The organism is Bartonella sp. TT67HLJMS (assembly GCF_042193375.1).
GTDB classification, from domain to species: domain Bacteria; phylum Pseudomonadota; class Alphaproteobacteria; order Rhizobiales; family Rhizobiaceae; genus Bartonella; species Bartonella grahamii.
Genome location: NZ_JBHILP010000008.1, coordinates 69268 through 82131 on the forward strand (window position 1 = coordinate 69268; position 12864 = coordinate 82131).

Below are 12864 nucleotides of genomic sequence, written 5' to 3' on the forward strand. Positions count from 1 at the left end.
TATTTCTATGAGAAGAGAAGCGAAATGTATCATACGTATTAAAGGGCATTTTCATTTCACTTTGGTATTTGCACGATTATTTCGCTCACGCCACCAATTCCCTAGCAGGAGTAAAATAGGAGCAGCAATAAAGATAGAGGATGATGTTGCAATAATAATCCCAAAGACCATGGGCAATGCAAAATTATGAACAGCACTTCCACCCCATATCGCCATGGGGAGCATAGCAAGAATTGTTGTGGCTGATGTAAAAAAACAACGTACAAGAACCTGATTAATTGACAGATCAATCAGCTCGCGCAACGGCATTTTTTTATAAAGACGCATATTTTCGCGCATCCTATCATAGACGACAACTTTATCATTTATAGAATATCCAACAATTGTTAAGAGTGCAGCGATAGCCGTTAAATTAAAATCAAATTGAAATAAAGCAAAAAAGCCAATCATTTTTGTGGTGTCTAGAATGAGAGTGATAATTGCTCCAATAGCAAAGAACCATTCGAAGCGTAACCATATATAGAGAGACATGGCAATAGCCGCAAGGATAACAGCAGTAAAAGCAGCTGTGGCAAGCTCGCCTGAAATTTTGGGACCAACAACTTCTATTTGATCGAATGTGGTATCGGGATAGATATTTTGTACAGCTGTTTTGACCTTATCAATGGCGATGGTTTGTTGTGCTTCGCTACCGCTTTGTTTCTGCATGCGAATTAATACGGTGTTTTCGTTATCAATATTTTGCAAGGTAACTTCACCAATATTAAGAGTAGAAAGCTTGGAACGCAGAGTTGCTAGATCTGCTGGTGCTTCCGTGGTAATACTCATTTGGCTTCCGCCAATGAAATCAATTCCGAAGTTCAATCCAGGCTTAAAAAAGAGAAAGACTGAAGCCATTGATAAAACAATTGAGACGCCAATACCAATGAAACGTGCTTTCATAAAGTGGAAAGTTGTGTTTTCTGGCATGATGTTGAAAGCAGAGTGAATATGCAATTTTTTAATTTTCCATTTACGAACGATCCAAATCATGATGATGCGTACAATGGTGATATTTGTAAACATGGAGATGATAATACCAAGCAACATTGTTACGGCAAAACCACGAACGGGACCGGTGCCAAACCAAAATAGTAAGACAGTCGCTATAATTGCTGTAACATTTGCATCAACAATGGTTGCAAAAGCGTGTTTAAATCCACGATCTAGGGCTGCAAAAGCACTCACACCTTTTCGACTTTCTTCACGGATACGTTCATTGATGAGAATATTAGCATCAACGGCAATACCGATGCCTAAAATAATACCAGCAATACCAGGTAGCGTAAGCGTAGCTCCCAAAAGACTCAGTGCAGCAAATGTTAAAATCGTGTGTAGAGCTAGTGCTATATTGGCAATTAATCCCCAAATGCGGTAGAGAAGAAAAATAAAAATTGCAACAAGAATAAAGCCAATTATGCCGGTGTAAAGTCCCATTTGGATGGCATCAGCACCAAGATTTGGACCTACGGTTCTCTCTTCAATGACCGTGAGTGGTGCGGGGAGGGAACCGGCACGAAGCAGAGCAGCCAGAGTTGAGGCTTCTTTGGGGTCAAAGTTTCCTGTAATTTGACCTTGTCCATTGGGAATGACACTATTGATGGTAGGAGCGGTTAAAACCTTATTATCCAGAACAATGGCAAAAGGACGGTTAATATTTTGTCGTGTTATATCGGCAAATATTTTTGCACCAGCGGAATCTAGAGTAAATGAAATAATGGAACGCCCTGGTATTTGGGGGTCAAAACCTGCACGGGCATCTTTCAGGACATTTCCATCTAAAGCGATTTGATCATAAATTGCATAATGCTGTGTTGCATCAGTATATCCAGGAAGAATAGAAACACCTATAGGGGGATTATTGGGGTCCACATTAGAAGGAACAAGATGAAAACTCATCTTAGCGGTTGTTCCTAAAAGATCACGTAGTTGTTTTGGATCTTGTAGTCCGGGCAATTGGACCATAATACGATCATTTCCGACCTTTTGGATGGCTGGTTCTGAAACACCAACTTGATCTATACGGCGACGGATGATTTCTAAGCTTTGTTCAATAGCATTGCTTACACGGTCTTTTATACCAGCTTCCGTTAATGTGACGCGGAGAGTTTCATTTTGAGCACTGATCGTGATGTTATGTTCTGTTGTACCAAAGCTACTGTGTATGGGGGTTATTAATGTTTTCAAAGCAGAGAGTGCTTTTTCAGTTTGCGATGGATCAGAAATAAGGGCAATAATGCTATCTTCAACGATACGCACACTTGAGGTGCGGATTTGTTTTTCACGCAATACATTGCGTACACTGCCTAAAACTATGTGTAACTGATCGCGTTTTAACGTTTTGCTATCAACCTCGAGCAGGAGAGAAGAGCCTCCTTGAAGGTCAAGACCAAGTGCTACACGGGTGTCGGGTAAGAATTTCGAGTTTTTAACTTGTTCGTATGAAAATAAATTGGGCAAGGCAACATAAATGCTGCTTAAAAGAATAAAACAATAAAGGGTAGTTAACCAACCAGGTGTACGCATGATATATTCCGCTAATAGGCAATCTAACAGTTATTCAAAGTTAAAAGCACAAGTAAAATAAGATGATCGTTTTATAATTCAAGGAAGAGAATTTAAGTGTGTTCATTAGGAGGAGCGCGTTTATTTGAGAAATATTGCGTTTTAACGCTACGAAATCGTGTATCAATAGCTGGAATCTTTATTAAAAAGAAATCCAATGTTAGGATTTTTTGAAAGGTTCTCGTAAAAATAGATTCTGTATGGAGTGTTACAAGTTTTTTGTTTTCAGTTGTGGTAACATTCAACTGATTACATTTATTGTGTAAATCAAATCTATTCGTTTTAATGATATTATTGGTGTGTGATTGTTTGATTAAATAAGCACGCGTTCCTAGGTTGCTCGTCAAGAATACACCTAAACTGGATAGAAAAATCCAAGTTGTCAAAGGAAGAAAATCTTCTTTTTTGCAATAGAGGTGCAAAAAACACATGCTAGAGTGCCTTCTTTAATCTTATTGAGTTCAGCTTATTTATTATCCTTTTCTCTTATTATCAGTATTATAGGATAAGGGAAAGCTTTTATAAGATTATTCTACAAAAGTTGAAAATATCTGCTTTATACCATATTAAGGAGGGGGGGATAAAATCCTTTTTGTGCGCATAAGGTCGATATGTATTCATTTTGTAGAGAAAACATCCACATACTTTTCCTTCTTTTGGGGATTATCTTTGTATTTAATTCTGGTGCATGGGGGAATAGGGGTGCACAAAATACAATTGTCGAACAAACAATAGATTCTTATTCAGTTGATAAAATTATTCAACAACAACAGTTGATTATTGAGACTCTTGAAGAAAATAGTGAAACTTTAAAAAGAGATTTTGACAGAAAGTCAGAAGATGAGCGTTCTTTAGAAGAATTGCGGTTACGTGCACAAGATATCAGTGAACGTGCTATTGAGGCAGCATTTGTTTTGCGTCCTCCTCTTAATGAGATTAATACACTTCTTGATCAATTAACAGAGCTTCATCGTGACGTAAAAAAAATGAAAAGCTCAGTGAAAGAATATTCTTACTTGATAGAGCAAAAAGCTAAAATTAACAGTATCATGCTTCGTTTCGAAGAAATTTTCTTAGCGGCAAATAGAATAGCTGAACTTTCTATTTCTCAATCTCGGGAGCTTTTTAAACGCACGCTTACGTATAGGCTTGAGTTTTCGATTCCGATGGTTCAACAGCTCGCCCAAAAAACAAAAGAGGCTTCATCCGATTTTCTTTTGTTGTTAAATTCTTGGTGGAGTTTTATATTTTATTTCAAGTTATTACAACTATTTCTTTCCTTTTTAATTCCACTTTTTATCACTTTGGGTCTTTCGTATTTTTCTCGAAAAGTTCTTGTTCATGTGTATTGCCACTTTAGGAAGTCTAATGAGGAAATATCTTATTTACAACGCTTATTGATCGCCTTTATTTCAGTTCTCTTACCTTCGCTTATATGTACTTTTTGCGTTTATCTTGTGTTGTTTTTGTTTCGTAGTTTTAACTTAGATCTAGGTAAGCTTACAACAGTTTTTGATATGATAGGTTGTCAGATTATTTTAGTATTTTTAATCAATCGCTTAGCAATTGTTCTTTTATCTTCGAATATGCCCCATGCGCGTCTTCTCAGTATTGCACCATCGTCTGCTTATCAATTAGTGATTTTACTCACTTCTTTAGCGGGTGTGTTGGCATTTGATGCTGTTCTTGATAGTATTTATCAAATCATTTCAGCGCCTCTATCTTTGACAATTGCTAAAAGTTTTATTGCTGTTTTTCTTGTAGCGATATTGCTGTTTATAATATCATTTGTACCTTTGCGATTTAGACGTAAGCGTTTTCAAGGAGAAAAAAAAGAACCATACTTTTGGCCATTTTATATACGCATTCCTCTTATTGGCTTGGGGTTACTGCTCTTTGTGTTGAATCTTTTAGGTTATGTTGGTCTTGCACGTTTTATTATGCAGCAAATTATGATTGGTGGAGCATTTTTAGTTCTCATGTATTTAGGAATACAAAGCGCTCAAGCACTTGGAACTAAAGGCCAATTTATGAAAACAACGGTTGGTCATCTTTTGATGCAGAGGTTTCATTTAGAAGAAAAAACGATGAATCAATTGGGAGTTTTTGTGAGCGTTTTTCTCAATTTATTTGTTGTTGTATTTTGTGCAATGCCAATTGCTGTACAGTTTGGATTTTCCTATTCTGATTTGAAAGCAGTATTATGGCAATTGGTTACCGGTTTTCAGATTGGAAATATTACTCTTTCTTTGATTTCTATTGTAACAGGAATTATTTCTTTTTGTGTTTGCTGGTTTCTTATTCGCCGATTTATTGGTTGGTTAGATAGTGTGGTGTTGGTTCATGGAGAGTTCGATTCTGGTATACGTAATTCTATCAAAACAGTGATAAGTTATGGAGGCGTTGTTGTGTCTGCTTTGACGGGATTGTCAATGGCAGGTTTGGATCTTAGAAATTTCGCTCTCATTGCTGGAGGACTTTCACTTGGTATAGGTTTTGGTTTACAGAATATTGTCCAAAACTTTGTCTCTGGACTTATTATTTTAGTTGGAAGACCATTTAAAATAGGAGACTATATAGAATCTGGAGCAGTAGGTGGTGTTGTTAAGCGTATTAGTGTGCGTGCAACGGAACTTGAAACCATTCAGCGTAAGACGATTATTATTCCCAATTCAAGCCTTATTAATAACAACGTTAGTAATTGGACTAGACGTAATAAAGTAGGACGAATTGATATACCTGTTACAGTATCATCTAAGGTTGCTCCAGAGCATGTTGCTGAAATTTTGTTGGAGATTGCTTTTGCGACAGAAGGCATTTTAAAAAATCCTACCCCGCAGGTGAGTTTTACAGCATTTGATCATAAGAGTTTTTCCTTTAATTTAGCTATTTATGTGCCTAATATTACTTCACCTTCTCATGTGACCAATGCTCTTCGATTTGTCTTATATAAGCGTTTTGCTGAGGAAGGAATCTTAGAATGCTGAAATATATTTATGCTTTGAGTACAGTTATTCTGTTGAATATTTTTACCATACCAGCTTTTGCCGCAACAGTGAAGAATACAGATTTAAAGGTACAATCTCTCATTGTTGTCGAGGGAAGTATACCTTCAAAAGTTTCTTTAAATACTCATCAAACAATTACAATTTGTATGAAGGGATGTTTTATAACTTTTCCTAATAAAGACCGTTTTGCAATAAAGGCAGATGATAATATAGAAATCAGTCGGGGAAGAGCAATTTTTAAATAAAATGATTGAGAATTTTTATTTGGAGATAAGATTTAGAAGGACAATGATATTGTCGTATTAATAATCTCATCCTTTAAAAATGGTAGAAAAAAGGTATGATTTTAGTATAAATTAAGTATATTTTTATACTATATAGAATCTACAGTATGCATTTTGGATATAAGAATATTGAGGTATTTATAATATTTTTAATAAATATCTATTTTCTAAAAATATTTACACCATTTTTAGAATTTTTCTTACGAAAAAAGGTGTAAAATATACTGTTTTGTGATTTTTTTGCGTTTGTTTTGATACAAAATGTTTTATATTTCCTCATTAAAAAATATAATAGGTATTTTTATTAAATATTTATTATCTAAAGTATTCATTATTCTAATATTTTAAAATTTATTTGATAATATTAAATTTTGATGTAAAGATATACCAATCTAGTGATAGATTTAAATGTAACTATATGTAACTATAAAGGAGTACATGCGATTTTGCAGCATAATATTTTATAAAACTTTGTTTTTCTAAATGTGATTTTTGATTATATTTAAATTTAGCAATGGGGTATAATTTTATGAATACAAAATTTATAACAGCATCTGTTTTTTCTTTGATTTCACCTTCTATAGTACAGGCTGCAGATGTGGTGGCTCATGAAGAGCCAGTACATGTTGCCTCAGAAGTTGTTGCTTCTTCACCTTTTTCTTGGGCAGGTATTTATTTCGGGGGGCAAGTGGGTGGCTTTTCAGGTAAGACTTCTGCAATAACGCGTGATGTTGATATTCCTCTCTATCCTGATGAGGAGAGTAAAAGTAAACCATGGGTACCTGTCGAGAAACAGGATATGCCTGAGCTTTCTGGATTTATAGGTGGTTTTTATGCGGGTGTTAATTTTGATCTCGGTAATAATTTTATTGTTGGGATTGATACGGATATGCTTTTAACGGAAAAAAAGGATACAAAAACAAGATTTTATGCTGATGAATCGAGTGCTGGTGGTCCTGACACTGGTGGATCGGGTACTGAAGGATCGGGTACTGAAGGATCGGGCACTGAAGGATCGGGTACTGAAGGATCGGGCACTGAAGGATCGGGCACTGAAGGATCGGGTACTGAAGGATCGGGTACTGAAGAAAAAAGTCGAAAAAGGGCAAAACTTGTCAGTAGACAGGGTAGAGGATTGTCTCGCTCTGTTGCAGAGGATAAAGATAGTTTAACTTTTAATCATACGTTAAAACAAAAATGGACAGGTGCTACACGGGTGCGTGTTGGATTTTCTGCGGGGCGTGTGATGCCTTATATTGCTGGTGGTGTTGCTTATGGACAGTTTCAAGATATTTTGTCGACAGTAATTACGGGAGGTGAGCCCTTTAATAGGACATCGGATGTAACAAAAACGATGATTGGTTATACTCTCGGTGGTGGTGTTGATTTTGCAATGACAGATCATCTTGTTGTGCGTGCGGAATATCGTTATTCAGATTTTGGTAAAAAGAAATTTAAAGACGAGATTGAAGTTAAGTATAAGACGAATGATTTTCGCGCAGGAATAGCTTACAAATTCTAGCTTTGTAGGATAAAGGAGCTTAAATTTAAGAGGTCCTATCTCTTTGATAGGGCCTTTATTTTTTTAATGTTATGCATTGTAAATGCTATTTTATGGTGAGAAAGGGTCTTTGATTTTGAGTGATGATGAGGAGATAAGAAAGAATTATTTAAATTCTTAATTGTTAAGAATGAAAATTCTTTGGTTCACAAGGTGTAGCTAAAATATTTATTTGCAAAGATTGAATGATTCGTTTTTTGTATTATTACGTTATCATATGATAATATCATTATAGCGTAAAAAAAAGTAAACTGAAAGATAGTTTTTCTATCTAAACAATTAGAAGATAAAGAAAATTCACATAGAGTGGTGCGGATGGCGTGCACGTTTATGCACCAATTTTTTCCCTTAGAATTCTCTACAATATCACCTGATAGCGCGGTTTATCTTTTTTCTATTTAATAACTAATTGTTTTTATTTTATTTATTATTTTTTTTAATATAATCTTGGTATCAGATGAAAGTGCTCCAAGCGCGATTCAAAAGGTGGCTTTTAAAAGGTGGTTCGAAAAATAAGAACATGTGATAAGCTATTAGTCTTATCTGTAAAAAATCTATCTAAAGGCAAATATGCTGACAGAGCTGGTTTATGGCTTATAAAAACTGCATCAGATCAAGGATGATGGATTTTTAGGTTTGACCTCAATAAAAGACGACGAGAAACGGGATTAGGCTTTTGTAGCAATGTATCTTTAAAAGAAGCACGGTTCAAGGCTTCAGCTTGTTATGACTTTTGGGATCAAGGAATTGACCCAATTCACCAAAAACAAAAAGAAAATTTGCGTCGGGCAAGGGGGGGGATTTCTTTACGAGAAATTGCCTCCAGCACTGTTTGTATGTCTATAACCTATTGTCCACACCCCAATGGCATCTTTATAGGCGTTCAAACGCAAACCTTCCCATTGTTTAATGAGTGCAAGTCCTTCTGATGATATTTTCGCATATGCTTCTTCATAAAAAAAGCTCCGCAAAAAGCAGAGCTGGATTAAAAAATTGACATTTTTCTCATTCGAAAGGATGGCTTGTTAAAACCTATGTAGCTTTTTCACTGGAACAAAATAATGTATTTGACAGTATTTATTCTGTATCTGATAAGACACAACTATTTACAGTGTACAAAACAAAATACTTTATGAAATTGCTAGATTATTTAAAAGATGAGATTGCGCAAGCACATGTTGTTACACGGATTGCAAGAATAGAAACAGGATTTCTTGGTAACGCAAAATTCTTTCGTGGAATTGGAGAATTAAAAATAAATCGCGGACTAGGCTATCGTGTTTATTTTTTCAAACAAGGAAAAGAGATTATTTTGTTACTTAATGGCGGCGATAAATCTACTCAGCAAAAAGATATTGAAAAAGCTCTTTAATTAGTAAAGGAAATAAAAAATGGAAATCACCAAGTTTGATACAAGGGAATATTTCAAAACGCCTGAGACTCAGAAAATTCTTTTACAAGATGCTCTTGAAAGCAAGGATAGCAAGTATCTTGCGCATGCTCTTGGCATAATAGCGAAAAATCAAGGAATGAGTAAAATCGCTCAAAATACAGGGTTATCAAGAGAGTCTCTTTATCGTTCTTTAAGCGACAAGGGTGACCCACGACTTTCTACTTTTCTCAGTGTTTTGAGTGCTTTAAATTTGCAGATTAGCTTAACGCCTATCCAAAATAATTGTAAGGAACAAGCGGCTTTAGAAGAAGCAGCTTGATCTGCTTCCCACTTTTAAAGATGGGGGAAGGGAGGTACTTAAGCAACCTTTTTAATGAGGGGCTCTACATCTGGTTTATAACCTATCATGTATCCTCTTTATCCATATGGATGACGCTTTCACTCACGTCACTCATGTAGTTTTTTTTGATATTGCGGTCGACAGCCTATAGATGCCCACGCAAAATGGCGTCATTGATCATATCATCGGTTCTCACCACCGATAAGAAAGCAAATTTTGTATTACTTGAAAGAGTGCAATTGCCCCAAAGACGATAATCGTTTTCGCGGATAATTGTTGTGATGGTTTGTTCATTGAGAAGGTTGGCGCGGCTTGATCTATCATCAATGGAAAAATCAATTGGACGCGCAGTTCCAACAATGCCATTGATTACTTTGTTTTAAGGAGAATGCCAAAAGCCATGTGTAAAATCAGTTTTAGCAATGATACTTGTAACAGCTGCGCTTGCTGGCTATTCTACGATTTCTCCATCACGATTCACCTTTACAAAAGGGGCTTATTGGAGAAGACGGTTTAATTGAAGTCAAATGTCCACAATCAACGACTCATCTTTGTTTTTTTGTGTATGACGAAATCAAGCCTGAATATCACGCGCAGATGCAATTCCAAATGGCATGCATAGGATGCAAATGGTGTGATTTCATTAGCTATAATCCAAACTTTGTAGGTAAATCTACTGGTTTGAGAATGAAAATCAAACGCATCCTCCGTGATGAGAAACACATTGAAGAGATCAATAAAACTGTTGAAACCTTCTTAGCGGAAATAGAACAAGAGATGCAAAAGATTTTGACAAAAGCTGCTTAAACCTATGGGGTTTCTTCCCCCAACACCCTCGCCCATTTGTATAACATAAAAAAGAGAAAGGTAATGAGATGATACTTGATGATGGAGATAGATATGTAACAACCCGTGAATGTGCAAAGCTTTTTAGTGTATCCACAACCACGATTTGTAATTAGGTATTTCAAAGGGGTATTTCCAGAACTATATAAGCTAGGTAGAGCAGTGAGGTGGAGAAAGAAAGAGATCTTAACCGTCACTCCAAAGAAAAATAAGGAGAAAATAGGAGTAAATTAGGTAAAGTTGTATAAACCGTAGAAGGCGGTTCAAAAGGTGGTCTTAAAATGGTTATTTAAAGAAAAAATCTATGTATTTCAATATATTAAAGATGAAAATGGTGCCCAAAAGAGGACTCGAACCTCCACGCCTTGCGGCACAGGTACCTGAAACCTGCGCGTCTACCAATTCCGCCATCTGGGCTCATAAAATTGATCTAAGCGTATCAAGCAATTCTGTCAATGAAATTATAGAATTTATTTTTTTAGCTTAAAACGATTGAATTGATTTTTTGGGAGATCATGATTTTAGAAGTTTAAGGTGTGAGGACTGTCTTCGATAAAATTGTTGAATCCGGATTAAATGTATAAATAATAGGAATGCCGGTCGCTAATTCTTGAGATATAATTTCCTCACCGGAGAGACCTTCAAGTGCCATAATAAGAGCACGAAGAGAGTTTCCATGCGCTGCGATCAAAACAGTTTGGGAGCGCAAAATATGAGGCTGGATGTGGTAAAGATAATAAGGCCAGATGCGCGCACCGGTGTCGCGTAGGCTTTCTCCATTCGGGGGCGCAATCGTATAAGAGCGGCGCCACATTTGCACTTGCTCTTGTCCCCATTGTTGGCGTACTTCATCTTTATTTAAACCAGAAAGATCACCATAATTACGTTCATTTAATGCGGGATTTTTTATCACTTCTAAATCTGATTGTCCCATTTGCTCTAAAATGTGCTGAGCCGTTTTTTGAGCACGCTGTAAGGCAGATGTATAAGCGATATCAAACTTCAAACCATATTCTTTCAGTTTTTTTCCTGCTGCTATCGCTTCTGCATGACCTTTTTCTGTTAAATCGGGATCTTTCCAACCGGTAAAAAGGTTTTTGAGATTCCATTCACTTTGTCCATGACGAATTAGTACAAGTATGCGTTCCATTATGAATTGCCTCTATTCTATTGATTGTTTAAAATTCATCGTTCAATCCCAAAACATCGAGCATTGAATAAAGACCGTTTTCATGATTTTTTGCCCACAAAGCTGCTTTTAATGCGCCATTGGCAAAGATAGAGCGTTCTTGCGCTGTATGTGAAAGAATAATGCGCTCATGGGAACCGGCAAAAATGACACTGTGTTCTCCAACAACTGTTCCACCACGTGAACAAGAAAAGCCAATGGAGCCTTTTTCGCGTTTACCTATATGACCATTGCGTTCGTTGACACGTACATTTTTAAGCATAACATTGCGCCCTTCAGCTGCTGCTTGGCCAAGAAGAAGGGCTGTTCCAGAAGGGGCGTCAACTTTGTTCGCGTGATGCATTTCATAAACTTCGATATCAAAATCATCGGCGCCTAATGCTTTAGCGGCTTTCTTTACAAGGTTGGCCAAAAGATTTATTCCAAGGCTCATATTTCCGGATTTGACAATTGTTGTATATTTCGCAAAATCTGCAATTTTTTCTTCTTCTGTTTTGCTAAATCCTGTGGTGCCAATAATATGGACAAGGCTTTTTTGAGCAGCGTAGTTAGCATAAAGAATACTGGCTTCTGGTTGAGAAAAATCTAAAATACCTTCTGTGTTAGAAAAGGCATTTTCAGGATCGTCAGTAATGACAATCCCAAGAGAATCTGAACCAATTAAGGCACTGGCATCTTTTCCTACAAACGGTGAGCCTTTGCGTACAAGAACAGCACAAAGCTCTACATCTCTCCTCTGTTGGATTGCTGTAATCAGTTCACGTCCCATTCTTCCATTTGCACCAACAACTGTAAGGCGCATTCTTATCTCCTTATGACATTTCACTGTGCAGTATAGGCAAATTCTTGCCTTCTTTCCAATGGTTCTTTTTCTTTATAGGAAAAAAATTTCCTGCTTTAATTTATCTTGTTGTGCTGTAAAACATTGTTGTTTAGAGAAAGTAATATATGATCTACAAATCTAAGTAGAGATGTTTTTCGTTAGAGTGTGTGATGAATATTCCTAAGTAAGGTTTTCTTATGAAACCTAATGAAGATAGTGTATTACTTCACGTTTTTGTTTCTTTCGTTCTTTAAGGGGAGGGGCGTTCTTCATGCAAAACAAGATATCCCAAACAAATACACTTATGTTGTCAATTCATGCGCTTGTCTTAAAGAAATATTTCTCAATACTTCTAAACTTATTTTATGATAGTGCTCGTGAGTGGTATCACGAGAGAGTATCCATGAATAATATAAAATCTATTCTGCGCCACTATCTTTATGCTTCATAAAAGAGAAAATTAGCACTAGCGTACGTTTTGTTAGCCTTTAATGTTTTAACAATCCTTGGTACTTAGGCATTTCCATTCTTTTCTTTAATATTTTTTCACGAACCAATTCCATGTGTGACGCATAAGCAAGCGATTTTGATTGTTTCAAATTTGATGAAGGTAATGAGAAAAAGGTATTTGGAATTGATGATTCAAGTTAAAAAAAAGATTATTTAATCATTTTATATCAATATGTTATTTATTAATAAAATTACGTAAAAGGGGGGTGGAAATAAGGGACCAACAAGAAGTTGGATTGTTTACACACGAGAGTTGGTCGGATTCTTTATCTTTTAGGAAAGTCAGTTGAAAAAATTGTTATGTTG

9 protein-coding genes, 1 tRNA gene and 5 pseudogenes are annotated in these 12864 nt (G+C 36.1%); 8 read left to right on the forward strand and 7 right to left on the reverse strand.

The features are described 5' to 3' along the window. Positions 1 to 51: 51 nt before the first annotated feature. Positions 52 to 2565 carry a protein translocase subunit SecD gene (gene secD / locus ACFIJQ_RS06125; protein WP_375629093.1) on the reverse strand — a complete coding sequence of 838 codons (2514 nt, stop codon included), beginning with the start codon at positions 2563 to 2565 and terminating at the stop codon, positions 52 to 54. Positions 2566 to 2657: 92 nt separating this feature from the next. Continuing rightward, positions 2658 to 3035, reverse strand: a complete 378-nt coding sequence (locus ACFIJQ_RS06130; protein WP_375629096.1) for a hypothetical protein — start codon at positions 3033 to 3035, stop codon at positions 2658 to 2660. A gap of 180 nt (positions 3036 to 3215) precedes the next feature. Between ACFIJQ_RS06130 and ACFIJQ_RS06135 the strand changes: the two genes are divergently transcribed. From ACFIJQ_RS06135 to ACFIJQ_RS06150, 4 genes and pseudogenes are all read left to right on the forward strand, one after another. Further along, entirely contained in the window at positions 3216 to 5591 is a 2376-nt protein-coding gene (locus ACFIJQ_RS06135; RefSeq protein ID WP_375629098.1) for a mechanosensitive ion channel domain-containing protein, read from the forward strand. Next, entirely contained in the window at positions 5585 to 5857 is a 273-nt protein-coding gene (locus ACFIJQ_RS06140; protein ID WP_375629101.1) for a hypothetical protein, read from the forward strand. The genes ACFIJQ_RS06135 and ACFIJQ_RS06140 overlap by 7 nt, the downstream gene beginning before the upstream one ends. A gap of 568 nt (positions 5858 to 6425) precedes the next feature. After that, the gene (locus ACFIJQ_RS06145; protein ID WP_375629103.1) at positions 6426 to 7418 is read left to right on the forward strand and encodes an outer membrane protein; all 993 of its coding nucleotides are present in this window, start codon (positions 6426 to 6428) and stop codon (positions 7416 to 7418) included. 665 nt (positions 7419 to 8083) lie between these two features. After that, a pseudogene (locus tag ACFIJQ_RS06150) lies at positions 8084 to 8221 on the forward strand (integrase); the annotation flags it as partial. Positions 8222 to 8269: 48 nt separating this feature from the next. Here the strand turns inward: ACFIJQ_RS06150 and ACFIJQ_RS06155 are convergent. Next, positions 8270 to 8428 (reverse strand): annotated as a pseudogene (locus ACFIJQ_RS06155) (lysozyme); the annotation flags it as partial. A gap of 104 nt (positions 8429 to 8532) precedes the next feature. Here ACFIJQ_RS06155 and ACFIJQ_RS06160 point away from each other — a divergent pair. After that, positions 8533 to 8829, forward strand: coding sequence for a type II toxin-antitoxin system RelE/ParE family toxin (locus ACFIJQ_RS06160; protein ID WP_338071674.1), 297 nt, complete (start codon positions 8533 to 8535; stop codon positions 8827 to 8829). 19 nt (positions 8830 to 8848) lie between these two features. Continuing rightward, positions 8849 to 9169: an addiction module antidote protein gene (locus ACFIJQ_RS06165; protein WP_375629106.1), complete on the forward strand. Its 321-nt coding sequence runs from the start codon at positions 8849 to 8851 to the stop codon at positions 9167 to 9169. A 169-nt stretch (positions 9170 to 9338) separates the two neighbouring features. Here ACFIJQ_RS06165 and ACFIJQ_RS06170 read toward each other — a convergent pair. Then, positions 9339 to 9683 (reverse strand): annotated as a pseudogene (locus tag ACFIJQ_RS06170) (phage tail sheath subtilisin-like domain-containing protein); the annotation flags it as partial. On the opposite strand from ACFIJQ_RS06170, the pseudogene ACFIJQ_RS06175 reads away from it, so the two are divergent. Both ACFIJQ_RS06175 and ACFIJQ_RS06180 read left to right on the forward strand, forming a co-directional pair. Then, a pseudogene (locus ACFIJQ_RS06175) lies at positions 9683 to 9997 on the forward strand (YqaJ viral recombinase family protein); the annotation flags it as partial. The pseudogenes ACFIJQ_RS06170 and ACFIJQ_RS06175 overlap by 1 nt on opposite strands. A gap of 68 nt (positions 9998 to 10065) precedes the next feature. After that, positions 10066 to 10270 (forward strand): annotated as a pseudogene (locus ACFIJQ_RS06180) (helix-turn-helix transcriptional regulator). A 98-nt stretch (positions 10271 to 10368) separates the two neighbouring features. Here the strand turns inward: ACFIJQ_RS06180 and ACFIJQ_RS06185 are convergent. From ACFIJQ_RS06185 to dapB, 3 genes are all read right to left on the reverse strand, one after another. Continuing rightward, positions 10369 to 10453: transfer RNA gene (locus ACFIJQ_RS06185), tRNA-Leu, on the reverse strand. A 112-nt stretch (positions 10454 to 10565) separates the two neighbouring features. Then, a complete protein-coding gene (locus ACFIJQ_RS06190; protein ID WP_273788104.1) occupies positions 10566 to 11186 on the reverse strand; it encodes a 2,3-bisphosphoglycerate-dependent phosphoglycerate mutase in 621 nt (206 codons plus the stop codon). 28 nt (positions 11187 to 11214) lie between these two features. Next, positions 11215 to 12027, reverse strand: a complete 813-nt coding sequence (gene dapB / locus ACFIJQ_RS06195) for a 4-hydroxy-tetrahydrodipicolinate reductase (RefSeq protein WP_375629109.1) — start codon at positions 12025 to 12027, stop codon at positions 11215 to 11217. Between the last annotated feature and the right edge of the window lie 837 nt (positions 12028 to 12864).